Source organism: Candidatus Hydrogenedentota bacterium (assembly GCA_013359265.1).
GTDB lineage: Bacteria > Hydrogenedentota > Hydrogenedentia > Hydrogenedentales > SLHB01 > JABWCD01.
This window is the reverse complement of sequence record JABWCD010000032.1, coordinates 1-26,483: the sequence shown is the minus strand read 5'-3', so window position 1 is coordinate 26,483 and position 26,483 is coordinate 1. Positions and strand designations below refer to the sequence as shown.

Annotated in this window: 26 protein-coding genes; 16 read left to right on the top strand and 10 right to left on the bottom strand. The window is 59.5% G+C overall.

Annotated elements, in window-relative coordinates:
* Nucleotides 1–83: 83 nt before the first annotated feature.
* Together HUU46_22425 and HUU46_22420 are read left to right on the top strand one after the other, a co-directional pair.
* Nucleotides 84–623, top strand: a complete 540-nt coding sequence (locus HUU46_22425) for a hydrolase (GenBank protein NUM56403.1) — start codon at nt 84–86, stop codon at nt 621–623.
* Nucleotides 624–759: 136 nt separating this feature from the next.
* Complete coding sequence (locus HUU46_22420; GenBank protein ID NUM56402.1) at nt 760–1,983, top strand: hypothetical protein; 1,224 nt, start codon at nt 760–762, stop codon at nt 1,981–1,983.
* 62 nt (nt 1,984–2,045) lie between these two features.
* Here the strand turns inward: HUU46_22420 and HUU46_22415 are convergent, their stop codons facing one another.
* The 8 genes from HUU46_22415 to hisI all read right to left on the bottom strand — a co-directional run bounded on the left by HUU46_22415 (nt 2,046) and on the right by hisI (nt 7,628).
* A complete protein-coding gene (locus HUU46_22415) occupies nt 2,046–2,546 on the bottom strand; it encodes a twin-arginine translocase TatA/TatE family subunit (GenBank protein ID NUM56401.1) in 501 nt (166 codons plus the stop codon).
* 15 nt (nt 2,547–2,561) lie between these two features.
* On the bottom strand, nt 2,562–3,311 hold the full coding sequence (gene tatC, locus HUU46_22410) for a twin-arginine translocase subunit TatC (GenBank protein NUM56400.1): 750 nt from the start codon (nt 3,309–3,311) through the stop codon (nt 2,562–2,564).
* A 160-nt stretch (nt 3,312–3,471) separates the two neighbouring features.
* Nucleotides 3,472–3,822 carry an integration host factor subunit beta gene (locus tag HUU46_22405; protein NUM56399.1) on the bottom strand — a complete coding sequence of 117 codons (351 nt, stop codon included), beginning with the start codon at nt 3,820–3,822 and terminating at the stop codon, nt 3,472–3,474.
* A 45-nt stretch (nt 3,823–3,867) separates the two neighbouring features.
* A complete protein-coding gene (locus tag HUU46_22400; GenBank protein ID NUM56398.1) occupies nt 3,868–4,446 on the bottom strand; it encodes a hypothetical protein in 579 nt (192 codons plus the stop codon).
* A gap of 187 nt (nt 4,447–4,633) precedes the next feature.
* On the bottom strand, nt 4,634–5,203 hold the full coding sequence (locus tag HUU46_22395) for an aminodeoxychorismate/anthranilate synthase component II (protein NUM56397.1): 570 nt from the start codon (nt 5,201–5,203) through the stop codon (nt 4,634–4,636).
* Nucleotides 5,200–6,678, bottom strand: a complete 1,479-nt coding sequence (gene trpE, locus HUU46_22390) for an anthranilate synthase component I (GenBank protein NUM56396.1) — start codon at nt 6,676–6,678, stop codon at nt 5,200–5,202. Before trpE ends, HUU46_22395 begins: the two co-directional genes overlap by 4 nt.
* 66 nt (nt 6,679–6,744) lie before the next feature.
* Nucleotides 6,745–7,131, bottom strand: a complete 387-nt coding sequence (locus tag HUU46_22385; GenBank protein ID NUM56395.1) for a four helix bundle protein — start codon at nt 7,129–7,131, stop codon at nt 6,745–6,747.
* A 56-nt stretch (nt 7,132–7,187) separates the two neighbouring features.
* Nucleotides 7,188–7,628, bottom strand: coding sequence for a phosphoribosyl-AMP cyclohydrolase (gene hisI / locus HUU46_22380; GenBank protein ID NUM56394.1), 441 nt, complete (start codon nt 7,626–7,628; stop codon nt 7,188–7,190).
* A 444-nt stretch (nt 7,629–8,072) separates the two neighbouring features.
* Between hisI and HUU46_22375 the strand changes: the two genes are divergently transcribed.
* The 6 genes from HUU46_22375 to HUU46_22350 all read left to right on the top strand — a co-directional run bounded on the left by HUU46_22375 (nt 8,073) and on the right by HUU46_22350 (nt 13,106).
* Nucleotides 8,073–9,443 carry a sigma-54-dependent Fis family transcriptional regulator gene (locus tag HUU46_22375; GenBank protein ID NUM56393.1) on the top strand — a complete coding sequence of 457 codons (1,371 nt, stop codon included), beginning with the start codon at nt 8,073–8,075 and terminating at the stop codon, nt 9,441–9,443.
* 124 nt (nt 9,444–9,567) lie between these two features.
* Complete coding sequence (locus HUU46_22370; GenBank protein ID NUM56392.1) at nt 9,568–9,792, top strand: hypothetical protein; 225 nt, start codon at nt 9,568–9,570, stop codon at nt 9,790–9,792.
* 123 nt (nt 9,793–9,915) lie between these two features.
* Nucleotides 9,916–10,101 carry a hypothetical protein gene (locus HUU46_22365; GenBank protein ID NUM56391.1) on the top strand — a complete coding sequence of 62 codons (186 nt, stop codon included), beginning with the start codon at nt 9,916–9,918 and terminating at the stop codon, nt 10,099–10,101.
* Nucleotides 10,102–10,588: 487 nt separating this feature from the next.
* Complete coding sequence (locus HUU46_22360) at nt 10,589–12,226, top strand: hypothetical protein (protein ID NUM56390.1); 1,638 nt, start codon at nt 10,589–10,591, stop codon at nt 12,224–12,226.
* Between the two features lie 27 nt (nt 12,227–12,253).
* Entirely contained in the window at nt 12,254–12,748 is a 495-nt protein-coding gene (locus HUU46_22355) for a hypothetical protein (protein ID NUM56389.1), read from the top strand.
* Nucleotides 12,738–13,106 carry a hypothetical protein gene (locus HUU46_22350; GenBank protein NUM56388.1) on the top strand — a complete coding sequence of 123 codons (369 nt, stop codon included), beginning with the start codon at nt 12,738–12,740 and terminating at the stop codon, nt 13,104–13,106. The genes HUU46_22355 and HUU46_22350 overlap by 11 nt, the downstream gene beginning before the upstream one ends.
* A 752-nt stretch (nt 13,107–13,858) precedes the next feature.
* Here the strand turns inward: HUU46_22350 and HUU46_22345 are convergent.
* Nucleotides 13,859–14,425, bottom strand: coding sequence for a hypothetical protein (locus HUU46_22345; GenBank protein ID NUM56387.1), 567 nt, complete (start codon nt 14,423–14,425; stop codon nt 13,859–13,861).
* Nucleotides 14,426–14,560: 135 nt separating this feature from the next.
* Between HUU46_22345 and HUU46_22340 the strand changes: the two genes are divergently transcribed.
* From HUU46_22340 to HUU46_22320, 5 genes are all read left to right on the top strand, one after another.
* The gene (locus HUU46_22340) at nt 14,561–16,039 is read left to right on the top strand and encodes a glycosyltransferase (GenBank protein ID NUM56386.1); all 1,479 of its coding nucleotides are present in this window, start codon (nt 14,561–14,563) and stop codon (nt 16,037–16,039) included.
* A 271-nt stretch (nt 16,040–16,310) separates the two neighbouring features.
* A complete protein-coding gene (gene murB, locus HUU46_22335) occupies nt 16,311–17,186 on the top strand; it encodes a UDP-N-acetylmuramate dehydrogenase (GenBank protein NUM56385.1) in 876 nt (291 codons plus the stop codon).
* A gap of 129 nt (nt 17,187–17,315) precedes the next feature.
* Nucleotides 17,316–18,359, top strand: a complete 1,044-nt coding sequence (locus HUU46_22330; protein ID NUM56384.1) for a type IV pilus twitching motility protein PilT — start codon at nt 17,316–17,318, stop codon at nt 18,357–18,359.
* A 370-nt stretch (nt 18,360–18,729) separates the two neighbouring features.
* Nucleotides 18,730–19,449 (top strand): sigma-70 family RNA polymerase sigma factor, encoded by a 720-nt coding sequence (locus tag HUU46_22325; protein ID NUM56383.1) that lies wholly within the window; start codon nt 18,730–18,732, stop codon nt 19,447–19,449.
* 20 nt (nt 19,450–19,469) lie between these two features.
* A complete protein-coding gene (locus HUU46_22320; protein ID NUM56382.1) occupies nt 19,470–20,126 on the top strand; it encodes a hypothetical protein in 657 nt (218 codons plus the stop codon).
* Between the two features lie 116 nt (nt 20,127–20,242).
* On the opposite strand, the gene HUU46_22315 is transcribed toward HUU46_22320, so the two are convergent.
* Nucleotides 20,243–20,419 carry a hypothetical protein gene (locus HUU46_22315; protein NUM56381.1) on the bottom strand — a complete coding sequence of 59 codons (177 nt, stop codon included), beginning with the start codon at nt 20,417–20,419 and terminating at the stop codon, nt 20,243–20,245.
* Nucleotides 20,420–20,452: 33 nt separating this feature from the next.
* On the opposite strand from HUU46_22315, the gene HUU46_22310 reads away from it, so the two are divergent.
* From HUU46_22310 to HUU46_22300, 3 genes are all read left to right on the top strand, one after another.
* Nucleotides 20,453–22,348 (top strand): DUF4097 family beta strand repeat protein, encoded by a 1,896-nt coding sequence (locus HUU46_22310; protein NUM56380.1) that lies wholly within the window; start codon nt 20,453–20,455, stop codon nt 22,346–22,348.
* Nucleotides 22,349–22,789: 441 nt separating this feature from the next.
* Nucleotides 22,790–25,309 carry a glycoside hydrolase family 9 protein gene (locus tag HUU46_22305; protein NUM56379.1) on the top strand — a complete coding sequence of 840 codons (2,520 nt, stop codon included), beginning with the start codon at nt 22,790–22,792 and terminating at the stop codon, nt 25,307–25,309.
* A 68-nt stretch (nt 25,310–25,377) separates the two neighbouring features.
* Nucleotides 25,378–26,262, top strand: coding sequence for an SUMF1/EgtB/PvdO family nonheme iron enzyme (locus HUU46_22300; GenBank protein ID NUM56378.1), 885 nt, complete (start codon nt 25,378–25,380; stop codon nt 26,260–26,262).
* Nucleotides 26,263–26,483: the final 221 nt, after the last annotated feature.

The window sequence follows — 26,483 nt, the reverse complement described above, 5'->3', positions numbered from 1 at the left end:
ATTGAAGGGCCGCGACCCGAGCGATTACGATGCCCGCGGACACGGGAAATTGCGCACACCAATCGACAATGAAAGGCATCACCATGCTTGACCGGAACGCGGCCGCCCTAATCGTGATCGATTATCAGGAAAAGCTGTTGCCCAAGATACTCAATGCCGAGGCCGTTTCCGCGCAGGCGATTAAGCTCATCCGCTTCGCGCGGGAGCTTGATGTACCGATTCTGTGGACCGAGCAGTATCCAAAGGGCCTGGGTCATACGGTCGAACCGGTGGCCACCGAACTCGAGGGGATGACACCAATCGAAAAGACGGCTTTTGGCTGCCTCGGCGATCCGAATTTTGCCACTGCGCTCGATGCCAGCGGCAGGCGGCAATTGTTGCTCACCGGTATCGAGGCGCACATCTGCGTCATGCAAACGGCGCTTTTGGCGATCGAGAAGGGATACAAGGTATTCATCCCGCGCGATGCCGTGGGATCACGCATTGAAAGCGAGTACGATGCGGGACTCGACCGGCTCGAACGTGCGGGCGCGGAACTCGTCACCACGGAAATGGCGATCTTCGAGATGCTGCGCGAAGCCGGTACACCGGAGTTCAAGAAAGCGTTGCCACTGATCAAGTAGGGTGACGAAGTACGGGAAGCAGGGACGAAAACGACCCAGAGGACGGAAGGGACAAATGACGGCTGGAAGTGGGATGGGAGAAGGAGCGTGGGCGCGGCTGGTGCGTAGAGAGGGGATGTGTCGCGCGTATGGCCACATGGCAGCCGCCGCCATTGGCGTGCTGCTGTGTACGGTTGCGTCGCCGAGCGCGTTGGCGTGGGCGACGGCGTACGACACGGACGGCGCGATCACGGTGGATGGCAAGCGGACGTTTATTGTGGGCACGTACATGGTTGGTAACAAGTACACGGCGCCGCAACCGACGCCCGAGCTTTATAAGGAACTGGCGGACGCAGGCTTTAATCTCGTACAAGCGGCGCCGGAGAACTTGGACACGGCGCACGCGGCGGGGCTGATGACGTGGTTGGGCGCCGGCGTAGTCGACCCGAAGGATTTCGAATCAAGCGCGAAGGCGCTGACCGAACGGGTGAATGCCGTAAAGGGCCATCCGTCGTTGGCGTTTCTCGAAACGTCAGACGAGCCTGCGTGGACGTGGATGAAAGCGGAGGCGCGGATCAGCGCCGAGGCATTTGCGAAATCGTATCCAATCGTGAAGGCCGCCGATTCGAACCATCTGCTCTATACGAACCACGCGCCTACCAATTTGATCAGCACACTCGTCGCGTACAACGCGGGCACCGACATCGTTGCAGTCGATATCTATCCCGTGAATCCCGGTAATCTCACGCCGCAATACGCGTTGTTCGAGGACGGCTTGCAGGGCGATTTGAACAATACGCACATCAGCCAGGTGGGCGAGTATTGCGATAAAATGCGCACGGTGGCGGGGCCAAGCAGGCCGGTGTTCATGGTGTTGCAGGCGTTTGCGTGGGAGATGCTAAGGGACGAGAAGGAGCGCGATCCCGCGAAGGTGCTGTACCCGAGGTATGAGCAGTCGCGCTTTATGGCATGGCAATCGATCGTTCACGGCGCGAACGGCATTGTCTATTGGGGAAGCTATTACACGCCGCAACCGTCCGAGTGTTGGGACGGCATCAAGCGTGTGACGCGCGAAATCGCGGACTTGCGGGACGTGATCGCGCAGCGGACCGCGAGTATTGCACTGGAATTGACGTATCACGAACTTGGACGGTCGGTTGATGATGGCGTGCAGTGGCTCGCAAAGGAGCACGGCGGAAAGCTGTATCTGTTCACGTGCAACGCCGATAAGAGTCCCTGCCGTGTGACGTTCAATGGGCTCGGCGGCTGGACGAAGTGCACGGTCATAAGCGAAGACCGAATAGCGGCAGTCAGCGATGGCGCGCTGACGGAGGATTGGGCGCCGTTCGGCGTACGCTTGTACGAATTCTCGCGCGAATGATTGCGTTCAACGGGCCAATTACGAGCGCGGGCCCGGAGCGCTGCATTCAGCCCTGAGATGTGCTAATCGCTACCGTCTTTCGGCCGGATGTCGTAAGCGGCCTGCGCGGATCGGTACTCGTCTTCTTCAGTAGTTGCCGCCTGTGCCTGCTGCGCGTCGTCCTTTCGCTCCCACTGCGTGTCTTCCGAACGGCCGTTGCCGGGTTCGGCTGGCGCTGACTCGAATTCGACGGGCGCCTCGTTTGCGCCGGTTGCCGGTACGCTTTCGGACGGATTGGAATCGGTGGGTTCGGGCTGTTTCGCCGGTTCGTCCGTCTTGGACTGGTCCTCGCCCGTTAACTTGTCCAGAAGTTCTTCCGGCTTAAACTTCCGCAGTTCGCGGAATTCCTTCTTCACTGGGTTGAGTTCACTCATAATGTCGCGCTTGGCGTCGTCCCAATGCTCGCGGAAGTCTCGAACCAAACGGAGAAAGACCTTGGCCTGTGTTGGGAATTTTTCGGGTCCCAAGAAGATCAAAGCGATGGCCGCGATCACGAGCAGCTCTGGCATGCCGATGTTCAACATACGAGTGCTCCGAACCTATGCGGGCTTCTTGCGATCGATAACATAGGCAATCCACACGCACGCCTCGTACATCAGGACGAGGGGGACCCACATGGCGGCAAAGCTAAACGGGTCTGTCGTCGGTGTGAGCGCGGCCGCTGCGACCGCCAACAGGACAAACGCATACCGCCGATACGCGCGCAATGTCTGCTGTGAGACGATGCCGAGATACACGAGTATGAGTACAACCATCGGAAACTGAAACGCGACCGCGAAGGCGAGCAGCAGAAATATCTCGAATGCAATCGTTGGAGACATCTGCAACTGCTGTTTGACGCCTTCCGGTGTCCACTGGTTCATCAGGCCGATCAACTGCGGGGAAACGAGGAAATACGCGACTGCGGCGCCTGCAACCGCCAGAACGCTACACCCCACGATCAGAGTGAGCGCGAGCTTCCTTTCGTTCGGCTTGAGACCGGGAAAGACGAACGCGCAAATTTCGTAGAGAATGTGCGGCGCGCAAATAATCGCGGCGAAAGTCCCTGCGAGGCGAACGGCGACGTTCATGGATTCGAGGGGGTTGTTTGTGATCCACGGGATTTCCATTCCCCGCGTCTGAAGCGGGTAACTGAGCACCTTGTACAGTTGCTCCCAGAAGATAAAACACAGGACGAACGCGATACCGATCCCTACAATACTTCGGATCAGGCGTATCCGCAGTTCGCCGAGGTGCTCGGTAAACGTCATGCGCTTGTCGTCGTTGTCCATGAGTCCCATCGTCGCCATAGCAACCGTTTCCGTTGGCGATCAAGCCGATCGGTTGAATCCAGGTATATGCCACGGAAGATCGTACAAGCGGCGCGCTTAACATGCAAACATTGGCGCGCCGGCAAAAAAGGTGAAGGGCGGCCACCCGGCCGCCCTTGTAAGAATTCTCCGCGCCAATTCAGGGATTCGCCGTGGCGCCCGTGCCGACGCTTTGCTCGATCGGATCGCTAAAGGACGGCGGCGGAAGTTTGCCGGGGTCTTGGACGTATTCCTTGAGCGCTTTGCCGGGCTTGAAGGTGGCGACCTTTTTCTCCGCGATGGGGACTTCTTCGCCCGTGCGCGGGTTCCGGCCGATGCGCGCGTCGCGCGACTTCACCTCGAAGACGCCGAAGTTTCGAATTTCGAGGCGTTGGCCTTCGGAAAGGCTTGCCACGATGGCATCCAGCGTTCCCTGGATGACTGCCGATACTTCGTTCTGTGTATACCCCAATCGTTCCGCCACGTCGATGACTAGTTCGCGTTTGGTCAAGCAACACCCCCTAATCCGCCGCTCCGCTCGAGAAAGCCCAACTAATTACTGTGGAAGCGAGCCCCGGTTGCCCGTAGCCGCATTGAAATACATCTCACCCAAACCGGTGAAGTACAGAATTGCCGCGATGACGATAACGATCGCGAGGAAGATCAGGCCGTTTTTGGTGCCCTTGGACATACTTTGCTTTGGGGGCGCCGCCATCATATTGCCGACCATTACGTGCTCGCCCGATTCCGCTCGCACCTTCTTGTCCTCTAGAGCGCCGAGCGTCTCGTTAATCGAGATGAAGGCGCGGTGCCATTCGTTCTGCAGCTTTTTGATGGCCACTTCGGACTGCGAGTAGATGGACTCCAGATTGGTTGCGCCGGAAACGATGTTCATCGTGTTCGCGTCGAACTTGTAGTCGGCGCCGAGGCTTTCTTTCAGCACCTGGTGCTCGCGCGCCAGCTTGCTTTTGATCTTCAGGAATTGGTTCTCGAGCTGGGCCTTGTTCACTCCCGGGCTCGGGTACGCGCTCAGAATCTGGTTGAAGAGCAGCCAATCGTTCATGAACTCGCGCGTAAGCTGGATGCTGCGATCCAGCAGCTCGATTATCTTCAGAAGTTTCTTGTTCGGGGCCATGGGGCACCGCCTCCGCTGTAGTTTGGACTCCCCAGAGAATCTCGTGACTTTAGCATATGGGGGAGTCGAAGTCAAAACCCTAAGTGAAGCATGGGCAGAGGCTTATGGAAATGGAGCGGACGGCGCCGCCCTTTTTGCAGGGCTGATGCCCGCGAATAAACACTTCACACGAATGTGCCGCGGATGCTTACCGTGCTGCCATAAAGTTCTTGATCATCTGTTTGCCCGATTCGGTGAGGATGCTCTCGGGGTGGAATTGCACGCCCCAGACGGGGTGCTCCCGATGCGCGACCGCCATGATTTCGCCCTGGTCGGTCGTCTCCGCGATGATCTCGAGGCAGTCCGGACAGGTCTCGCGTTTGATAACGAGACTGTGGTATCGCGTGGCGTTGAAAGGCGAGGGCACGTCCGCGAACAGCCGGTTGCCATTGTGCCGAATAGCGCTGATTTTACCGTGCATGATCCGGTCGGCCCGGACCACGTCTCCACCGTACGCAGCGCCGATGCTCTGGTGGCCGAGGCAGACGCCGAGAATCGGGAATTCTTTGCCCAATTCCTTGATCGTGTCGATCGAGATACCCGCCTCGTAGGGCGTGCAGGGTCCCGGCGAGATCACGATTCGGTCCGGCTTCATCTCACGGATGGCGCCGACTTCGATCGCGTCGTTGCGGAACACACGGACGTCCGGTTCGAGTTCGCCGAAGTACTGTACAAGGTTGTAGGTAAACGAATCGTAGTTATCGATGAGCACGATCATGCTTCGAGTCCTTTCTCCGCGAATTCCACGGCGCGGAACAGCGCCTTGGCCTTGTTTACGGTTTCGTCGAATTCCCGTTCGGGCACGCTGTCGTACACGATACCGGCCCCGGCCTGGACGTAGGCGACACCGTCCTTGATGACCATTGTGCGAATGACGATGCAGGTGTCCATCTCGCCGTTGAAACTGATGTAGCCCGCGCCGCCGGAGTAGATGCCGCGCCGGACCGGCTCGAGTTCGTCGATGATTTCCATGGCGCGGATTTTGGGCGCGCCGCTCACGGTGCCCATAGGGAATGTTGCGCGCAAGGCATCGTAGGCGTCCGCGTTCGCGAGCATGTCGCCCTCGACCTGGCTGACGATATGCATGACGTGCGAGTAGCGCTCGATGACCATGCGCTTTGTCGGCGCGACCGTTCCCGGCTTGCTGATACGCCCCACGTCGTTGCGCCCGAGATCGAGGAGCATGACATGTTCGGCGATTTCTTTCACGTCGGCGAGCAACTCCTTCTCGAGCGCGAGGTCTTCTTCGACGGTTGCGCCGCGTGGGCGCGTTCCTGCGATGGGCCGCACCATGCATCGGCCGTTGCGCACCTGGGTCATGACCTCGGGGCTGGAACCGACGAGCGTCACGTCGGGGTACTGGAGAAGGATCATGTATGGCGACGGGTTGATGCAGCGCAGCGCGCGGTACAGGTTGATGGGGCTGGTCGAAACTTCGCGCTCGAACCGTTGCGACAGGACCACTTGAAAGATGTCGCCCGCGCAGATGTACTCCTTGGCTTTGCGGACGGCGTCGCAGAAGCTTTCTTTCGTAAAACTCGAGCGGATTTCCCTGTTATTTGCGGGAACGGATTTTGTATCGGGGATGGATAATGGTCGCTTCATTGCCGCGCTGATCGCGTCGATTTTCCGCACCGCCTCGTTGTACGCGGCGTCGGCGTCGTCCCCTACGTGGGCGTTCGATACGATCTTCAACAGGTTATTGACGTGGTCGAAGATCAAAATCGTGTCGGTGATCATGTAATACAGGTCGGGAAGGTCGAGCGTGTCGGGGTTGTTGTCCGGCAGTTTCTCGAAGAAGCGGACTTGGTCGTAGGACATGTAGCCAACCGCGCCGCCGTGAAATTCCGGTACGCCGTCGACCGGTACCGGCGTGAACTGCGCCATCAACTGCTTCAACTCGCCGAGGGGATCTTCTGATTGGAGCGTAGTTACTTTCCCGTTGCGGGTAATGGTTACCTGCTTGCCCTTCGATTTGAACACGATAGATGGATTTGCGCCGATGAATGAGTAGCGGCCTATCGTGTCCGCCTTCTCCACGCTTTCCAGCAGGAAGGAATACTCTTGCCCTGCCGCCAACTTGATATACGCCGAAACCGGCGTTTCCAGGTCGGCCACTATATCGCGATGCACGGGCACCAAAGATCCCGGCTTTGCGATTCGTCTGAAATCATCTAAGCTTGGATGAATCATTTTATTATCCTTAGCGTGCTCGCATGTTGATATTCATTTTGGCGTCTAGCGTCTAGCGTCTAGCGTTTAGCGTCTTCCCTTTTTGACTGTTTCCTGGCGATGCATCGTTTGAATCATCGAGCGCAGCATCTTGCCAACCTCTTGGGCAATCTCCCAGACGTACAGCGCGTCTTCCCGTTTCGCGAAACCTAACCGCACAGCTATTGCGACGTGTGTTTCAAGTTCCGCGAGCGAACCTCGGGAAATAGAAAGATGATGGATGTAGTCTCCTCGATGCAGCCGTCCATAACCTTCCGCGATATTGGCCGGTACCGACACGGCAGCTCGTTGGAGCTGACTGGTAAGTCCAAACTTCTCTCTCTCTGGGAATTGCTCGGACAGCCTGTACACCGCTTCTACAAGGTCCATGGCCCTTTGCCAAATCAACAAATCCCGGTATGTCTTCGTGCTCATTGTCCGTCCTCGATTTACCATGCCTCCAGACGCTACACGCTAGACGCTACACGCTCCTATTCTTTTGCCACCCCATCCCCATCCAACACCAACCTCCCATCCTCCTCGACGCGCCGGTAAAAGCAGCTCGTTTCATTGGTGTGACACGTGGGGCCAACCGGGTCGCAGCGCAACAAAACGGCATCGTTATCGCAATCGGTACGAATCTCAACGACGTTCAACACGTTCCCGGAGCTCTCGCCCTTGCGCCAAAGTTTCTGCCGGGATCGCGACCAGAAGCATGCTTGCCGTTCGCGTAGCGTGATCTCGAGCGCTTCGCGGTTCATGTATCCGACCATGAGCACCTGGCCGGTTGCGTAATGTTGTACGACCGCGGCGACAAGGCCGTTCGCGTCGAGCTTGAGCACGTCAAAGATCGAATTCGGCTTTACGGTTTCGGCGCTCACGACGATTCTCTCCCGCACCTGCAACTCCCCTCCCGAGGTCCACAGGCGCATTTAACGTTCAATACAAAAAGGAAATAAAAGAAACAGGAGGAACTAGGCGTGGATATGGTGACGCCATCGACGCGGGGCGATCGAATGGGACGGCATCACGTTTCCTCCGGTGCGGCGTTGGCCGCGTTAGTGCGGTATTTCTAGCACAGGCTTGGTGCAGCTTTCAACCACTGCACCGCATCGGCCTCGAAAGGTCGCAGCCGCATGCGCATGCAGCAAAGAGTGACTTCTGGAATTACTGGGTCGTCGGCTGGGCGACTAACCAGACGAACAATCGAGTGGGGTAGCGATTCAGGGACGGCCCGGTAAGGCGCTCGTGGTTTGTGCTCCAATTTGCTAACAATAAATCTGCCAATATGTTGTGTGAGTCGAATGGCCTGCGGACGGCGTCGCGTATTGTCGACCGCTTTATTTTGGTACAATGGCGTTGAAGGCAAGGTCCGTATGCTGAAAAACCAGCTCCACCAACCGAATCAAACGCTAATCGCAAGCCCCGAATTGGGTTTTGCCACCGCGTTGGCTCGAGCGCTGACGACAGGTTCGCACAGGCCCGACATTTGCCACGACGCCAAGGGTGTGCTCCGTGTTGCGGGGCGGACGGAATTCGACATCGTTGTGCTCGATCTGGAGCTTGGAGAACAGGCGGGCATGGACTTGGTGTCGTATATTCGCCGGCGCAGCCCGCGCACGCGGATCATTTTGTTGTTCGAGATCGCGAAACTCGAGCGCGCGTTGGACGGGATTCGGCAGGGTGCGTACTTCTACCTGCCGCGCACGTGCATGCCGTCGGACGTGGCGCTCGTCGTGCACAAAGCGATAAAGAGCATCGCCCACGAGTCCGCGGCGCACTCGTACGAGCATTCGGTCTTCGAGGAAATGGCGGGCGGTTCGCCGGCTATGAAGCGTGTCATCGAAGTGATCTCGAAGGTCGCGCCGACGGACAGCACGGTGCTGCTGCTCGGCGAAAGCGGGACCGGAAAGGAACTGCTCGCGAACACCATTCATCGCCTCAGTCCGCGGCGGGACATGCCGTTCATCGCGATTAACTGCGCCGCGCTGCCGGAGCAATTGCTCGAGAGCGAAATGTTCGGCCACGTGAAGGGCTCGTTTACGGGCGCGGATTCGGACAAGCGCGGGCTATTCGAGGAAGCCGACGGCGGCACGATCTTTCTCGACGAAATCGGCGACATGGCGCTGGTCACGCAGGCGAAATTGTTGCGCGTGTTGCAGAACGGCGAGATTCGCGCAGTCGGGTCCGCGAAACCGAAACGCGTGGACGTACGCGTGATTGCGGCGACGAACCGCGATCTCGAACGCGCGGTGGAGAACCTGTCGTTTCGCGAGGACCTGTATTTCCGCCTCAACGTGATTCAAGTGCGCATCCCGCCGCTGCGCGAACGGCTCGAAACGCTGCCGGGTCTTGTCGACCATTTCGTCAATCGCGCAAACACGCAATTCAACAAGAACATCGTCGGCCTCGACGAACGCGCGCAGGCGTTGTTGCGCAACTACACGTATCCCGGCAACGTGCGCGAACTCGAAAGCATCGTCGCGCACGCGGTCATCATGGCCGACGCGAACGTCATCCGCGCCGAAGACCTGCCGGACACGGTCCGCAACGGCGTGCGTCCGCGCCTCGCGCTGCCGAACCTGTCTGCCGAGAGCATCTCTTCAATCAACGAAATGGAAGCGCAGGCTATCCGCGCGGCGCTCGACCGGCTCAATGGCAATCAGACCGAGGCGGCCAAACGACTCGGCGTCTCGCGCTCGACGCTGTGGCGGAAGATGAAGGAGTATGGGATTCCGGCGGGGTGAACGCGCGATGAAACCGACAATCTATCTCGAAACAACCGTCATCAGCTAGTTTGTCGCGCGGCCTTCCGCAGACGTAATTATCCGTGGGCACCAGGAGACTACGCACCAATGGTGGAACAAGCAATTGCCTCGATACGAAGTCTTCGTCTCGGAGCTTGTAATTGACGAGATGAGGCAAGGCGATCCAGATGCGGCAGATCGTCGTATCGAATCGGCACGTGAGTTTAAGGTGTTGCGGGTCACAAACGAAGCCAGAGAGCTGGCCAGAACTTACTTGGGAGAACTTCCGTTGTTTCGGGATGCCGAAGCCGATGCTGTACATCTGTCGTTGGCGGTGTTGGCGGTGTAGACTATATGGTGACGTGGAACTGTAGACGTATTGCCCGAGCTTCCGTAATAGCTGCGCTACCATTGATTAACCGTCGTCGTGGCCTCGATTCGCCGGTTATATGCACGCCCGAGGAGTTACTTTATGAAGACGAAAGAGACATGGTCTGATCCGATTGTCGATGAGATCCACGAAATTCGGAAGCGACTCGTGCGTGAAGCCGGGGGCACGCTGGATGCACTCGTGGACAAATTGATGAAATCTCAGGAGCGCCACGGAGAGAGGCTTGTATCGCGCCAGCGTCCTCAGGATGGCGCGAAAGCAGGCTAGAGCGCGATGGGTCTTCGCTCGATTCATGTTTTGCCGGACAGTCTCAATCAAGTCACGGAATAAACATCGCATCGAGACCAAACACGAGGACAGCGAATCCGGCGTGGTTGACTTTTGGCCTGTCGTCGCGCGCGGCTTGGACCGCAACATCGCATCACTCTCGAGCGCACACATTTCCGCCCGAGCACAAATCGGCGAGCATGGGCGTTTCGTCGAATGGCCGGGAAACATCGATTTTTGCGCGGATACGTTGCGAAAACGTCTCATAAGCATCACGGCAAGTTCGCCACGCGCAAGAGCTCGCCCGTAGGTTCCCAAATCGCTTGATTGAATTAGACTCCAATTCACTCCATTTCTCAGCCCATCGTGTTGCACTTGCCTAAGCCAAAATCCAACATCTAGAATCCGAAATCGGAGTGTACCCAGGCTGACCCCAAACCCCGGCCGGATGCCGCGCTTCGCGGTCCGGCGCGCGAAAGGACGATCCATGTCACACGGCGGCAAGTTGGCGGCGCGCGCGCTGAAGAACGCGGGTGTCGAGTGCATTTTCACGTTGAGCGGCGGGCATATCATGCCGATTTACGACGGGTGCCTGGACGAGGGCATCCGCATCGTGGACGTGCGGCACGAGCAGGCGGCGACGCATGCGGCGGATGCGTGGTCGCGCGTGAACCCGGGGACGATCGGTGTCGCTGTGGTGACAGCCGGGCCGGGCGTGACGGACGCGGTGACTGGCGTGGCCAACGCGTGGCGGGCGAATTCGCCGATACTCTGCATCGGCGGGCAGGGGCCGTTCGCCAACCTCGGGCGCGGGTCGTTGCAGGAGATGGACCACGTCAGCCTGATGCGGCCGATCACGAAGTTTTCCGCGGCCTGTTACGACACCGAGCGCATCCCCGAGTACATCGAACGGGCAATTCGCGCGGCCATCTCGGGCATTCCGGGGCCGGCGTTCCTCGAGATACCCATGGACGTGCTGATGAACGAGGCGAGCCTCGAGCGCGCGACGTTTCCGCCAATCTCGACTGCGCCGCCGCTCGTGGGTCCGCAGGGCGAAGAGGTCGTGAAGGCCCTGCGCATCCTCGCGGAGGCGAAGCGACCGATGCTGATGGCGGGTACGAGCGTGAAGTGGTCGAACGCGCAACCGCAGCTTAACGCGTTCCTTGCGAAGACGAACCTGCCCGCCTACGCGAACGGCATGGGCCGCGGGACTATTCCGCGCGATTCGAAGCACCTCTTCAACCGCACACGGCGCGAAGCGCTCGAGGCGGCCGACGTGGTCATCCTCGCGGGAACGATTCTCGATTTCCGCATGGCGTTCGGTCAGAACATTCCGGAATCCGCGAAGATCGTCCAACTCGATATGGACAACATGCTGATCAGTCACAACCGCGCGTCGCACGCGGCGCTCGTCGGCAACCTCGCAGTATCGTTCGACGCACTGATGCGCGCCATGGACAGCGAAAAAATTGCGCTCGATTTCTCCGCCTACAGCGCAGAGCTCCGCGCGAAAGAGGATGCGTACAAGGCGAAAGAACAGGCGAAGCAGGCGAGCGACGCCGTCCCGATCGAGGCGGACCGCATGTGCCGCGAGGTCGCAAACTTCGTCGAGCAGAACGACAACATGATCGTCATCGGCGACGGCGGCGACATCGTCGCCTCCGCGGCGAAGGTCGTACCGATTCCGAAGAACGGGTTCTGGATGGACCCAGGCCCGCTCGGCACGCTGGGCGTCGGTATGCCGTTCGCCATCGCCGCGCAAATCGCGCACCCGGACAAGCGCGTCCTCATCATCTACGGCGACGGCTCGTTCGGTCTCAACGGCTTCGAGTACGACACCGCCGTGCGGTTCAACCTGCCCATCGTTGGCATTGTCGGCAACGACGCCGCGTGGGGCCAGATGATGCGCCCGCAGATCGCCATCTACCAGCGGCTTTGCGCCACACAACTCAACTACACCCGCTACGATAAAGTCGTCGAGGCCCTGGGCGGCCACGGCGAATACGTCGAGCAGCCCGGCGACATCCGCCCCGCCCTCGAGCGCGCCTTTGCCAGCGGAAAGCCCGCCTGCGTCAACGTAAAGTTGAAGCAGGACCAGAGCTACCGCGGCGGCGGGTACGTGTAGCGTCTCGCGGGCGGACGACTCCACATAATGAAATCGCTTCGTATCTACCTCGATACATCGATCCTCAACTTCCTCTTTGCGGAAGACGTGCCGCATTACTGTACGGCGACACGCGAGTTCTTCGACGGCTATGTTTCTAGGCGCGTTCACACTGCGCATGTTTCGAGCGTCGTTCTGGAAGAAATCGCGGCAACCCCGAACGTGTTCAGGCGCGACGCGTTAGTGCGGGCGATAGTCGAGTATGGAGTCGACGTGTTGCACACCGCGGACAGCCAGGACGAAATTGCGCGACTCGCGCAGGTATACTTGACGAAGAAGGTTTTGCCGAAAGGAGAAGTTCGCGACGCGTTGCACATCGCCGTAGCGACGGTTTTCGGGATGGACGTATTGCTCAGTTGGAATTTCCGACATCTCGCGAATGTGAATAGAGAAACGAAAGTCAACGCGACGAATCTCGCCGAGGGTTACAATAAGCCGTTGCGCATCTGCACTCCGCTGGAGGTATTGTCCGATGAAAGTTAAGGACCCCAAAGTACTTATCGACGTGCGGCGCGTGAAAGCGAGGCTCAACAAAAAAGTAGCGCACCTGCCTGCGGGGAAGGCCGTGCGAAAAGCGCTCCGCGATTCTATCGATGCAGCGACGGCAATCGACTTAGCGGGCATGAAGTCGTCCGTGTCTTCCGCTGCGGGCGGCCAAATACGCGCAGAGCGACTCAATGAACCCAAAGCGATGCGTATAGTCCGAGCGTGGAAGTCCGCCGCCGGTAAGAAACGCGCGCAGCTTCCGTTGCGCAAAGTGCTCAAGAAACGAATTCACGATTCCTCCAAAACCGCCGGACGCGGGGGATTCGGATCCGGCAATCGCAACTCCGCAAAATAGGAGGCGTGAGGGTTGGCGATTCGCGATGTCGTTCTAGCATCTCATCCACGGCGCGGATGAAACGCACGGATATCGAGCGCGCGAAGTCGGCCCCGCTCAGCTTTCCGCCTGCCTGATTGTTGTCTACTTCTTAGCCCACCGCGTTGCATCCTCCGTTGTCAAGGCTATGGATGATAGGCCGAACCAGTCCGTTGTTACGTGACTTCGCAATACGAAACGGTACCGGTACGACCTGCTTTACACCAGTTGAGTCCTTCTTGCGTGAAGGTAGTTCGAGCCCGGATCGTGCGTAGCGGCGTTTGTGGTCACGGGTAGCGCTGTCGTCAACCAAGGTCCTACCCCCCATACCTTTTTTGACGATTCAAGGGGGAGGGGGTGTACGAATTCAGGCGTATAGACGAGTCAGCGCTCTGAAAGAAGAGTAGGCTTCGCCACGGATTCTCACCCATACACAGCGTTGCCAGACGAGGAGCGCGTGGGGGCCACGCACGTACGCAACTGGGCGTACGGCGTGCTCGCCATTTCGCGAGACGCTATCTCGCTCTCTTCTTAGCCCACGGCGTTGCACTCGTCCGACTGCGGACCACGTGGACGATACGGAAGAATGGGCTGCGAAACGACCCCTGTTTGCGTGACAGATAATGCGATGGATGCAGGTTATGAGCGAAGTGGGTATGAAGGTGTGAACGTGAGGAGTTGCGAAGGGAATCGAATTGCGTGGCGGACACGGGTGGTCTTGAGATTGGCAATTCTCAGTTGGCGATGTTGCGCGTGACGGACGTTGGGGGTCCCGATGTCTCGCGGAGTTGTTGGCCGCTTACTGGCAGGGTAAATGGGGCGCCGCCGTTGACGGAGATTTGGAAGGCGCCAGTGCGGATGTTGGTTCGGAGGTTGGGAGTTGGGACGGGTTCGGGGGCGCGACTGGTCGGGACGATGGAAAGCCAGGTGAGTCGGTCGTTCTCGAACCGGTATTGGAGGACGTTGCCGGCGGTGTCCCAAAGCCCGCCTTCGTCCCTGGTTCCGCCAAGTTTTTGAAAGGTGTCGGGCGTGAGGGTATCGACGGGGTAGGGCGTGCCGTCAATGTATAGGGACATGTGGGGCAGCGGGTCGGCGTAGCCGGGAGGTTTCCAGACGAACAGGCGAACGTAGCGGACATCGACGCCGTCGGCACTACCGACAAAGGTGAGGCCGCCGTTGTACGTGGCGCGGTATTGCAGCGCGTTGCGAACGGCAAGCCATGCAACGATTGCGAGCGCGAGCATGGTCGCGCTTACGATTGCGACGGTGGTGAGCGATGCGCGGCCAGATGAGCGAGGCATAGTGATTCCCGCGGCCATCGTGTCACAACGATGACGGTGGAGCAAGATGATTCACGCGGTGCCATCTCGGGCGGGACGCCCGCGCACCTTTATGCGAAGTCGGGTCGGTGTTGCCGGGTTTGCTAGAATCCGCGCATGAAGATTGTTTGTGTGGTGAGCGCGTTGGACGTGCAGTTGAATTATGGGTGTACTCCGGCGTGGTGGCAGTTTTTGAAGGGGTTGCACGAGCTGGGGCATGAGGTCGTGGCGATTCCGTACGCGGGGGCGGCGTTTGGTACGCCGTGGTGGCGGTGTTATGCGAACCCGTGTCAGGCGGAGGGGCGGGCTTTTGGGGCGCTGAAGAAACTGTTCGGGGGTGGGGCGGCTGACCTGCGGCGTTGGGCGGAAAGAGACCTAAGAGACCGAACGGACCTAAGGGACGAAAGGGAGCTATGGGACGAAGAAGACCTGGACGGCGATCCGCGCGCTATGGACGTATTGGACAGGATGGACGAGAGGGCTGGGGCAAGCGATAGGAGCGGGGGCGCGAGCGGGAGACGACTTACAGTCAGGGTTGCGGGAAAGAGCGGGAAGGCAGGTGCGGGTGCGGGAAAGAGTGCGATAGCCGTTGGGGCTTCGGGATTTGGCGGGCAGATCGCCGGCGGCATCAAGGGGCCGGGACGATCGAAGGTTGGGCGTGGTGGCGGGTCGTCGATACGCGGGGGCGTGAGTGGCGCGATCAATAGAAGACTGATCGAGTCGTGGGTGCGGCCGCGGTGGGAGGCGCATCTGGCGAAGATACTCGAAGCGGAGCGCGACGTGGATGCGGTGATCGTGTTTTCGGTCCCGCTAAACCATTTTACGGGGCTGCCGGCGCGGCTGGGGAAGAAGTGCGGCGTGCCGTTTTACTTTTTCGATGGGGACGTGCCGGCGAGTCTGCCGCGGTACGGCGGGTTTGCGTCGGGGTTTCGCGGGTATGACGGCGCGGACCTTTCCGAGTACGACGGGTTCATGTGCAACTCGACGGCAGGCGCGGAGGAGTTGGCAGCGATGGGCGCGCGGCGGGTCGAGACGGTGCATTGGGGCGTGGACCCGGAGTTGTACGCGCCGATGACGGCGAAGGAGGAGTTTGACGTTTTCTTTTATGGCTACGGCGTGGAGTATCGCGAGGAGTGGTTCGAGGACATGCTGGTGACGCCGTGCCAGGAGATGGAGGACAAGGTGTTTGCGCTGGGCGGGAAGGGGTTTCCGCCGACGCCGGTGGCATTGCGATACGTGGGCAATGTACCGTTCAATGGGCTTCGTCAAGCCTGCGCGCGCGCAAAGATTAACCTGAATATTTCGAGGACGGCGCACGCAAGCGTATATGGATCTTCAACGCTACGCCTGTTTGAACTCGCCGCGATGGGATGCTGCGTTGTGTCGAATCCGCATGAAGGGATCGAGGAATGGTTTGAGGTGGGGAAGGAGATTGTCATCGTGGAATCGGCCGATGATGCGACGCGGACGTATCGTAAGCTGCTGCAAAACGCGCGGAAGCGGAAAGCGATGGGGCGCGCGGCGCGCAAACGGGTATTGAGCGAGCATACGCATTTACAGCGCGCGGAACAGATTGTGGGATTTGTGAGGGGATAGGGGTGGGGCATCGGGTACCGGGTACCGGGTTCCGGGTTCCGCAGAGAAGCGGGGATCGGTTCTGCCGGGTCTATCGGGTCTGCCGGGTCTATCGGGAATGGAGTTCAGCGGGGGCCGACTCGGGTTCCGCGGGGACATGACGATCCGGGTGGTCGGGACTACTGGTTTTTGGCTGCTCCCTGCAACCGCCTCACTTCGTCGCTGAGTTGTCCACCGATCTGCCCAGAGTGGAAAGTGGTAAGCGCACGTCGAGCTTTGTATTCTCTCGCGCATGAGTAACGATCTTCCTTTTGAATTTGCGGTGGAGAATTATCCGCTGGCGCCGTTGACGATATATGGGGTTGGGGGGCCGGCGCGGTTGGCGTTGATTCCGCGGACGGTTGATGAGGCGGTGCAGGCGTACGAGTGGGTCGCTCGGCAACCGGGGAAGAAGACGGTGCTGGGCGGCGGCTCGAACGTATTGATTGACGACGCCGGGTACGACGGCATTGTCATCGTGATGAGCGAGCTGAACGGGCTCGAATCGTTGGGGGATGACCGGTACCGGATCGAGTCGGGGGTCGATCTGAATCATGTTGTGCGCGAGATCATGCTGGCGAACAACTACGATCTCGTCGGCGGGTTGACGGGGATTCCGGGGACGGTCGGCGGGGCGATCTATATGAACGCGGGGACGGTGAACGGGTCGACGTGCATGTTGATGGAATCCGTCGACGTGATTGGGCCGGAGGGGCGCAAGCGCATCCCGATGAACGAGTCGCTGTACAGCTACCGGGGGCAGACGTTTTGTCCGCGCGGTTCGCTGATCTTGCAGGGGCACTTCAAGTTTGCGAGGACGGACGAGCCACAGCGCCCGATTTACGATCATTACATTGAGCGGCGACTGCGGACGCAACCGCAGGGGAAGTGCTGCGGGAGCGTGTTCAAGAACCCGCCAGGGAAGCATTCGGGCAAGCTGATTCAGGAGGCAGGACTGATGGGGGCGCGCCGGGGCGGGGCGGTCATCAGCGACAAACACGCGAACTTTATTATGAATGAGGACAACGCGACGAGCGCGGACATTTTGGATTTGATTGCGTTGGCGAAGGCGGCCGTGCTCGAGCGTTTCGGGATCGAGCTGGAAGAAGAGGTTGTCTACATTAAGTAGTCGTTCAGCCATAATATGGCGATAATCAACACAGATTTAATTGATTATTTACATTGCATAAGCCGCAGATGTGGGTTATGATAGACGAGTGAATTAAGAATACGGGCATCAATTGTCAAGGGATAACCCATGGAATTCAAAGACCTCTTCGAGTTGGTCCAAAAAGAAGGCGCGTCAGACCTCATCATCAGCGCTGGGGCGCCGCCGGCGTTGCGCGTGAATGGTCGGCTGTACCGCACGCGGTACGACGCGCTGACGCCCGAGGCGGCGAAGAAGTTGATTTATTCCGTGTTGACGGCCGATCAGAAGAAGACGTTCGAGACCGAGAAGGAACTCGATTTTTCGCTCGCGGTGGGGCGCAAGCACCGTTACCGCGTGAATGTGTATTTGCAGAAGCAGGCGATTGCGGCGGCGCTGCGTCCGATTCCGGATGAGATTCCGGACTTGGATACGTTGGGGTTGCCGGACGCGGTGGACAAGTTTCCAGACGCGAAGCAGGGGCTGCTACTGGTGACGGGCCCGACCGGCCACGGGAAGACGACCACGCAGGCGGCAATCATTGACCGCATCAACGACACCCGCGAGTGCCACGTGATTACCATTGAAGACCCGATAGAATTTGTGCATTCGCACAAGAAGTCGATAGTGGACCAGCGCGAGGTGGGCGACGACACGCACGGGTTCATCCACGCGCTGCGGTACATCCTGCGGCAGAACCCGGACGTGATACAGATTGGCGAAATGCGCGATTTGGAGACGATTCAGGCGTGTCTGCGCGCGGCGGAGACAGGCCACCTGGTGATGGCGACGTTGCACACAAACGACGCGATCCAGTCGGTGGACCGTATGATTGACGTGTTCCCGGCGGAGCAGCAGCAGCAAATCCGGTTCATGTTGTCGATGACGTTGCTGGGGATCATTTCGCAGCGGCTGTTGCCGAAGAAGGACGGGAAGGGGCGCGTGCTGGCGGCGGAGTTGCTGATCAACAACACAGCGGTGGCGAACCTGATCCGCGAGGGGAAGACGCATCAGGTGTACAGCATCATGGAAACGAATACTAAGGAAGGCATGGTGACCATGGACAAGGCGATCAAGAAGCTGTACATGGAGGGGGTCGTTTCGTACGACGAGGCAGTGGCGCACGTGCGGAGTCCGAAGGCGTTTACGAAGTAGGCGGGACACGGGTATCGGGTATCGGGTATCGCTGGTCCCAACCGACTGGGTCAAAGGAGTTCAGGGCTCAGGATTCAACACATCGGAAATCGGGATTCGTATCTCGGGCTTCGCATCAGACGGAAGTCTGGTCTGCCGAGTATATCGTGAACAGCTTGCTCTATAAAGGTTTACGTCAAGAATCTTTTGAGTTTTTTGGTTTCGGGTACGCGGTTCCGCAGGGACGTCTTTGCGCTGATATCCTGAACGCGGTAGTTCTGGAAGGCCGGTGGTGGTATACTGGTGGTTTGGAGTGTGGGTCGGGCCGCCCATTGTGTTCGGGTAAGTCGAGCAACGGATGCAACTTTGGCGTGGTGGTGAGGATAGATAGATGCATACTGACGAGGTGACGCGTCAGGGTGGAGGGAATATGGTGGAAGGGCAGGGGATAGTCCAATTCCACAGCGCGCAGGCAGCCCGGCTTCGGGTGCTTGGCCGCGAAGGGTTGCCGCTCAAAGAGCGTTCGGACGAGGCGTTGATGATCGATCACGCCGAGGGGTCCGAGGAGGCCTTCGCCGAACTCTGCCGGCGTCACAACAAGAACGTGTTGAACTACATCTTTCGCATGGTGCAGAACCGTCAGATTGCGGAGGAGTTGACTCAGGAAGTGTTCATGGCGCTGGTGCGCAACGCACAGCGTTACGAGCCGCGCGCGAAGTTTACGACGTATTTGTACACGATTGCGTCGAACATCGTGTCGAAGGAATGGGTGCGGCGGAAGCGGCGCCCGCGGTTCTTGAGTTTGTCGGCGGCCTGGAGTTGGCGCAAGGGGCCGGAGGACGAATACGACCCGATGGAGCATGTCGGCGACGAGAACGCGGACGTGTTGGCGGCGTTTCAGCGCGGCGAGATTTCCGAGGCGGTGAACACGGCGTTGCGGGAGTTGCCGGAGCACCAGCGCGAGGCGTTCGTGTTGCGGCGGTTCCAGGACCTGTCGTACGAGGAGATTGCGATCATTACCGACTCGCCGGTGGGCACGGTGAAGTCGCGGGTAGTCCGGGCGGAGCGCGCGCTGCGGCCGCTGTTGGCCCGGTTTAGGGACTACGTTTAATCGCTTCTGGGAGACATGGCATGTTGGGCCATCCATCAAAGCCTGAACTGCTGGCCTATGCGGAAGGGTTGGTAGACGGGCGCGGAATCAGCGCGGCGACGGCGCGGCACATCACTTCGTGTCCTGTGTGCGCGCGGGAAGTTGCGGCGATTCGCAGTTCGATCGAGTTTGCGAAGTCGGCGAACACGCTCGATCCGACGGAGGATTCCGTTTCTCGGATATTGATTGCGGCGCGCACGGAGCGCAAAGCGACGCGGCGCGCGCGGGGTGGCACGCCGATGTTGGTGTTGAAGGGACTCGCGTACGCGGCGGGGGTCGCTGTGGTGTCAGCGGTTGTGTTTCAGGCGGGATTGAGTTCGTCCGGCGTGAGCGGGCTTTCGCGGGCGGCGTCGGCGTCGCGCACGATACCGTCGACGACGTCGCCGGAGGACATGCGTCGTACGAGCGCGCAGATCGAGACGTTTGCGGCGGCGGTTGGTTCGCGGACGGACGCGCGGCCGACGTACAAGACGTGGCACCAGGCGCGCGAGGTGCTGGCGATTGACGCGGCATTGACGGCGGCGCGGGCGGAATTGAAAGTGAACCCCGCGAACGAGCGCGCGAACCGCGTAATCGATTCCAATCTGAAGCGTCAGGCGACCGCGCTGAAATCGCTCTACGTGGAGCGCAGCCTGTAGGGCGCGTGCGGCTGTTGGTTACGAAAGCCGAAGCGGTATTCGGCCCTGCTTTGCACGCCCTGTTTTCCCCTCTTATCCATTTCCTGCAATTCCATCGCGATCGGAATCGTTGTCCATCATTCGGAATACGAATGCATACTGACGACGCTGCAAAGTATTCGGGACGACGTCATTTCGGAGATGATCTGAAGGTCAATCGACAGATCGATTACGATTACGAGCACGAGCACGAGCACGAGCGTGAGCACGAAGCGGAACGTGCGGGGAGCAGCGGTAGGTTCTTTCGCGGTCATTATTCGCTGTTCGTTGTCGCTGGCGTCTTGAACGTGATGTTATCTTCAGGCGCATTCGCACAATCATCGCCGAAGGAGTCCGCGCCCTCCACCGTTTTCGATACGGTCACGCGCTGGCTGACGGTCCTAGGCGAAAAGACGGAGGACCTGCTCGCTCCACGGTTTGGGCATATCGGCGACGCGGGTAAATCGCCGTGGGACGGGTTGACGCCGTACACGCGCGAGTTCGAAGAGAGTTATCCTGTGCGGCCGACGTGCACCGTATCCATTACGCGCGACGTGGGCGAGGGGCTTGTGCGCGTCATGACGTGGGACAATCCGGTCGTGCGGGTTCACATCACCGCGACCGTGGGGGCGGAAAAAGCGGAGACGGCGCAGCAACTTGCCGACGATCTAAAGATTAGTATCTCCCCTTCGCCGGAGTTGGTCGGTATCGCGGTGGAGCAGCCCGGTCCGAGCGACGCGGGAAAGACGGCAATCAAGCTCGACTACGAGATCACGGTGCCGGCGGGCGCGAGCGTGATGTGCAAGAACGAATGGGGCGACACGGAAATCGATGGCGTGACGGGCGCGGTGGACATCGATTCGCAGTTTGGCGCGGTGGATTTGCGCAATATCGGCGGCGCGGTGCGCGCGCGCGCGTGGGGCGAGTTTCCGTTGCGGGCGTATCAATTGCGGCAGGGCGGCGCGTTCGAGTTACAGGGCACGCAGAGCGAATTTGCGGGGGTGTCGGGCGCGCTGAAGATCAGTAATTTCATGGGCAACGTGATGGTGCGCGAGTTGCCGGCGGAAACGGAACTCGATGTGACGTGCGAGAGCGGGCCGATCGAAGTGTTCGTGCCGGAAAACGCGGCGCCGGAGATATCGGCGAGCGTGGCGTACGGCGCGGTCAATTCCGAGATACAACTCACGCAGACCAAACGCGGCGACTTGGTGATTGCGCGCGGCGGGACAGTCGGTTCGAAACAGCGCGTGTCGCTGCACGCGAGCTTCAATGCCATCACGATTCACCAGGAAGGCGTCAAGCCGCAGGCGCCGTCGCCCGCGCGGGAAGGCGGCGAGCTTGTGGTAACGAACACGGAGCAATCGATCGAAATCCCGGCCGGGGCTGAAGTGTCGGTAAACGCGGTGGTTGGTGACGTGCGCGTTACGCCGACGGAATCGGCCCAGCTTACCGTACGCGCACGGCTCGTTGTGCAGATGCAGTCGAACGCGAATGCGAAGGCGGCCATCGAGGCGCTGAACGTGCGGTGCGAACTCATCGATGGCCGCGCGATGCTGACGACGGCGGTGCGCGACAACATGGCGGCGCTGGGGTGCACGCGGTACCGAATCGATCTTGATGTGCAGTGCCCGCGCGCGTCGCCTGTGCGGTTGAGTTCGGACAGCGGGTACACGTCGATTACGGACATGAGCGGCCCAATCGTCGTCGAACAGGGCAAAGGCAGCGTCACGCTCGAGCAGTGTAATCGGGAGGCCGGCGACGTATTGGTGACGATTCAGGAAGGCGACATCGTCGTGAAAGAATGTGCGGGGCCGTTGACGGCGACGACGCAGCAGGGTTCGGTGGAGACGACGAGCGTGTCGGGCAAGCAGGTGATCAAGGCGGTGCAGGGGCGCGCGACCGTGGACTTGCCGAAAGGTGAACTGGACGTGGCGTGTACGGGCGGGGACGCGATTGTGTTGGCGAATGAAGGCGTGTTGGGCGATTACAAAGTAAATGTCGAGCAGGGCAACATCCGGTTGCTGGTGCCGGACACGGCGGATGCGACGTTGTTCGTCACTGCGACGAACGGGCAGGTGAACAGCAATAAGGTGCGGTTGAGCGGGTCGGTGTTGGGAGATAAGCGGGAGTTCAGCGGTCCGATTGGCGCGGGGAGGTTTCGTGTGGATTTGCGTGTGACCGGGGGCAGTGTGAATATCGATTGAGGCGCTGCGGGGATACGCGGGAGAGCATATGGGACCGAGGGGACGCACGCGGGTGGTATGGGGTCTGTGCTGCGGTGGACGGTTTTGCGGCGAGTAGCTGTCATGCGTTCGCCGGGGTGTTTGATGACGGCGAAGAGCCAAAGCAGAGCTTTTCAAGAGTGCGTTACGAAGTGGAAACTTCGTAACGAGTTGAACTTCGTAACGAGTAGATCGATTACGATTACGATTACGAGCACGAGCACGAGTAGGAGCACGAGTAGGAGCACGATCCTCCTTCGCCTAATCGGTTTCGGAGGGCAAGTCACGAGCACGGGCGTCAGAGGAGGGAATGCGGCGCCGTGAGCGGGCGAATTGTGTAATCGATCTTCTGCCGCTTTTGTTATACTGCGCGGCGCGTAGGGGCCAATTGGGGTTGCGGATGCTGCAAGGGTAACGCTACGTATGCGATGTATCCTGTGTGTTGCTTTCCTTTTCGTGTGCGCTATCGCGGCGATGGCCGCGGACGATCCGCTGTCGTGCCGGACGTTCGACGCGGATTGGTCCATCGATCCCGGCAAGGGGGCGGCGGAGTGGGCCCAGGAAGCGGGCGCGATCGATCCGACGCGGGCGTATATCGTCGAATGCAAAACGAGCACGAAGCGCGGACGGGTGTGGCTGAAAGCGATCGAGATTGACGCATCGGGTGCGGTGGTCCAGGAAGCGAGCACCGAACCGCTCCTGTTCGGGTCGGATGCCCGCTGGCTCGTCTTGCAGTTTCAGCCGCATCCGCGCACGGCGGCGCTGCGGATCGTGGGCGGCGGCGATGTTGCGGCAACATTCTCGTCACTCCGCGTGCTGCCGTTTTCTCCGCGCGTGTTGGGCAACGCGGACTTCACCCTGCCGCTCGATCGCAAGAACCGCATTTCGTTGTGGAACCAGGAGACCGCGAATGTGCTGCCTGCGCCAGCCGTAGGAAAGGCCGCGCTCGATCCATCGTCCGGACACGCGAAGCCGGGGAGCATTCTTTCGATTGCGGCGGGGGGCGCGTGCGCGCTGAGTTCGATCGACTATCCCGTGCCGGCGTGGACGGATCAGTTCCGTGCGGAGGCGTTTGTGAAATCCGAAGGGGGAGGATCGGCGCAGGTTGCGTTAATTTGGTCGACCGATTCGGCGCAAGAGGTGATACACGTCGACTACGGGCCGAAGGAGGCCGCGGCGGATTGGCAGCGCATCACGATGCCGCCCGCGTCGCCGCCGCCCTCCGCGAAGACCGTGCGTGTCGCGCTGATTGCGTACGACGGCACGGTGCGATTCGACGATGCGGACCTCGTGAGCGAACCGCCGAAGGCGCCCGTGGTGCGCGTGTTGACGAATCAAGCGGGGTATGGCGATGACGATCCGAAGTGTTGCGTCGTGATGACGAACGCTGTGCCGCGGTCCGGCGTGGCGAACGCGTTTGCGGTGAATGACGCGAAGGGCCAGGCGGCGCACCAAGGTTGGCTGAATTACGAAGGGCGCATGATAGGGGGCGGCGGCGCGGACTGGGGCTGGTACTTCTGGCGCGCGGATTTCAGCGATCTGAAGCAGGCCGGCGCGTACACGGTTCAGGCTACGTTGGGAGAGTTGACGGGCCACTCGCACCCGTTCGACGTCGCGTATAGCCGGCTCTTCTATGCGACGGCAAAACCGTGCGTGGATTTCTTCTTCGTTCAGCGTTGCGGCGGCGACGTGCCGGGGTGGCACAAGCCGTGCCACATGGACGATGCGAAATTACCGGACGGCACGCACCGCGATTTGACAGGTGGTTGGCACAGCGCGGGAGACTACAACAAGCTTTCGTGGGAGTATGGCGACGGCGGGGTCACGTATGCGCTCGCGACGCTGGTGGAATCGGACCCCGAGTATTGTTCGCGGTTCAATCGCGATGAAGCGAATTACGAAGATGCGATGGAAGAGGCGCAGTGGGGCGCGGCGTATCTCGCAAAACTGCAGCGGGACGACGGTGGGTTTTTGAAGGATGTTCAACAGGGGCCGGACCGCGCGACGTGGATGAATTGGGCGGCCCCGGACGCGCACACGGACAACGTGCGCGGGACGGCGGACGATCCGATTGTGTTGGAGGGCGAAGGACATTCGCCGCTGGCGATCGGGGCGTGGGCAAAGTTGAGCGCGCTGTTGAAGGAACGGCAAACCGAGAACGATTATCTCGAGCGCGCATTCAAGGCGTGGGAGTATGCGGCTGCAAAGGCGGACGGCGACCCGCTGCTGTTGATCAGCACAGTGGATTTGTTCGTTGTTACGAAGGACGGACATTTCCGCGACCACGCGCGCAAGAGCGTCGAGACGATTCTTGCGAATGCGCCCGCGGAGGGGTTGCTTGGCGGGGGGTATGCGGGAAGTGGGGACGTTCCGGCGGCGGCGCTGGCGCACTTCGTGATCAAGATGCCCGGCGATTCGTTGAAGTCGGCAATCAAGACGCGGCTGAAGATCCATATCGATGCCGTTGTTGCCGAACCGAACAATGCGTTTGGTATTTCGCGGCAGAAGTTTGGCAGCGATGGATTCTATTTCGAGCCATCGTCGTCGTACGGGCACAATTTCGAGTACTTGTGCCGGGCGTGGTCGGCTGCAAAGGTGCATACCGCGATTAAGGACCGGCGGGCGCTGGCGTATGCGCTCGATCAGATCAATTTCGTGCTTGGCGCGAACCCTTATGGCCTTTGCATGATGGAAGGCGTGGGCACGGTGAACCCGCCGCGGTATCACCATCGCTATATCAAGATTCCGGGACGGGAACTGGGCAAGGTGCCCGGCACGATTCCGAACGGGTTTGTGCGCGACATGATAGGCAGCGACCGCCCGGGATTCGATCTGTCTCTGGGCGGCCGCGAGTATCCGTCGTACCGGACCAGCGAGCCGTGGCTGGTCCATAATATGTTCTATCTGCTGGCGGTCACCGCGCTCCACGAGGCGCGGATATAACGGCGCATCGATTATCTATGAAAAGTTCGATTCTAAATGGTGCCCTATTGGGAATCACGGGGTGTGTCTTGGCTGCCGCCGCCACCGGCGCGGAACTGGATGCGCTCGAGGTGGAAACCGTGCTAATCCGCGGCGGCACGTTTACGATGGGAACGCCAATTAAGAATAAACGCCATGACGAGTACCACGAAGATGAAGCACCCTTAGAAATACAATTGCGCGACTTCCGAATAGGGAAGTACCCAATCACCGCGAAACAAATGTGTCTTTTCCTGAATTCAGCGGACGCGAAGTCATATAAACCCGACGATCTATACCGTTTCCACAACTATACTCAGAGCGGAATTGACGAAGTTCTCAATTCGACAATCACTGTCGAAAATGGCAAGTGCGCGCCACGACCTGGCGCGGAGAATTCCCCGGCCAACTGTGTTACCTGGAAAGGTGCGGTCCTGTATTGCGGTTGGTTGGCCAAGGAGACTGGGCGACATTTTCGATTGCCAACCGAAGCGGAATGGGAATTCGCAGCGCGCGGAACAGAAGAGCGATTGTGGCCGTGGGGCGCAATGAAGCCAAGTGCAAAACATGGCCAACGGTATACGGCTGAATACTGGGAAACCCCCGCCGTGGGAAGCCATCCGGCAAATGCAACACCGGACGGCGTTTGCGACATGCTTGCTTACATGATTGGGGAGTGGTGCTGCAATAAGATGGTCAAGACACGGACCGTGGCAAACGTCATGGATACCACTACCGATTTGACAGACTTGATGACTTTTCGCGCGTCGCGCGGTTACTTTCAGCGAGAGCTCAATAAGAAGATGACGTTGTTTCGATGGTATTTCATGTCGGTAGAATACCACCAGGGCAAATCTTGGACCTGTGTATACGATCAGCCGATCGGACATACCGAGATGAACGGTTTTAGGGTTCTGGAAGAGATTCACGAGTGACGCCGGCGCTAGGGCGATTCAAGAGCTTACGTACCTACAGGCGCGGATATTACTCGGTCGCGAAGCCAATTGCTCGATTACGATTAAGATCGCGGCGGCCACGTACTTGGTGTTTGCCGTAGTCTAACCCAACTTCCGCAGTTTGGAAAGCGATCATGATGATTTTTTAGGCATGAAGGGTTTGGGAGCGTTGTAAGTTCAGTGGTGTGAGTGCCTGGTTT

Coding starts and splice junctions, on each gene's coding strand:
- hisI (NUM56394.1), bottom strand. CDS start 7,628: ATGCGCCTGTGGACCTCGGGAGGGGAGTTGCAGGTGCGGGAGAGAATC.
- HUU46_22340 (NUM56386.1), top strand. CDS start 14,561: ATGAAGATTGTTTGTGTGGTGAGCGCGTTGGACGTGCAGTTGAATTAT.
- HUU46_22305 (NUM56379.1), top strand. CDS start 22,790: ATGCGATGTATCCTGTGTGTTGCTTTCCTTTTCGTGTGCGCTATCGCG.
- HUU46_22325 (NUM56383.1), top strand. CDS start 18,730: ATGCATACTGACGAGGTGACGCGTCAGGGTGGAGGGAATATGGTGGAA.
- HUU46_22365 (NUM56391.1), top strand. CDS start 9,916: ATGAAGACGAAAGAGACATGGTCTGATCCGATTGTCGATGAGATCCAC.
- HUU46_22420 (NUM56402.1), top strand. CDS start 760: ATGGCAGCCGCCGCCATTGGCGTGCTGCTGTGTACGGTTGCGTCGCCG.
- HUU46_22425 (NUM56403.1), top strand. CDS start 84: ATGCTTGACCGGAACGCGGCCGCCCTAATCGTGATCGATTATCAGGAA.
- HUU46_22355 (NUM56389.1), top strand. CDS start 12,254: ATGAAATCGCTTCGTATCTACCTCGATACATCGATCCTCAACTTCCTC.
- HUU46_22360 (NUM56390.1), top strand. CDS start 10,589: ATGTCACACGGCGGCAAGTTGGCGGCGCGCGCGCTGAAGAACGCGGGT.
- HUU46_22350 (NUM56388.1), top strand. CDS start 12,738: ATGAAAGTTAAGGACCCCAAAGTACTTATCGACGTGCGGCGCGTGAAA.
- HUU46_22400 (NUM56398.1), bottom strand. CDS start 4,446: ATGGCCCCGAACAAGAAACTTCTGAAGATAATCGAGCTGCTGGATCGC.
- tatC (NUM56400.1), bottom strand. CDS start 3,311: ATGGCGACGATGGGACTCATGGACAACGACGACAAGCGCATGACGTTT.
- HUU46_22330 (NUM56384.1), top strand. CDS start 17,316: ATGGAATTCAAAGACCTCTTCGAGTTGGTCCAAAAAGAAGGCGCGTCA.
- HUU46_22375 (NUM56393.1), top strand. CDS start 8,073: ATGCTGAAAAACCAGCTCCACCAACCGAATCAAACGCTAATCGCAAGC.
- HUU46_22320 (NUM56382.1), top strand. CDS start 19,470: ATGTTGGGCCATCCATCAAAGCCTGAACTGCTGGCCTATGCGGAAGGG.
- murB (NUM56385.1), top strand. CDS start 16,311: ATGAGTAACGATCTTCCTTTTGAATTTGCGGTGGAGAATTATCCGCTG.
- HUU46_22385 (NUM56395.1), bottom strand. CDS start 7,131: ATGAGCACGAAGACATACCGGGATTTGTTGATTTGGCAAAGGGCCATG.
- trpE (NUM56396.1), bottom strand. CDS start 6,678: ATGATTCATCCAAGCTTAGATGATTTCAGACGAATCGCAAAGCCGGGA.
- HUU46_22395 (NUM56397.1), bottom strand. CDS start 5,203: ATGATCGTGCTCATCGATAACTACGATTCGTTTACCTACAACCTTGTA.
- HUU46_22315 (NUM56381.1), bottom strand. CDS start 20,419: ATGACCGCGAAAGAACCTACCGCTGCTCCCCGCACGTTCCGCTTCGTG.
- HUU46_22415 (NUM56401.1), bottom strand. CDS start 2,546: ATGTTGAACATCGGCATGCCAGAGCTGCTCGTGATCGCGGCCATCGCT.
- HUU46_22345 (NUM56387.1), bottom strand. CDS start 14,425: ATGCCTCGCTCATCTGGCCGCGCATCGCTCACCACCGTCGCAATCGTA.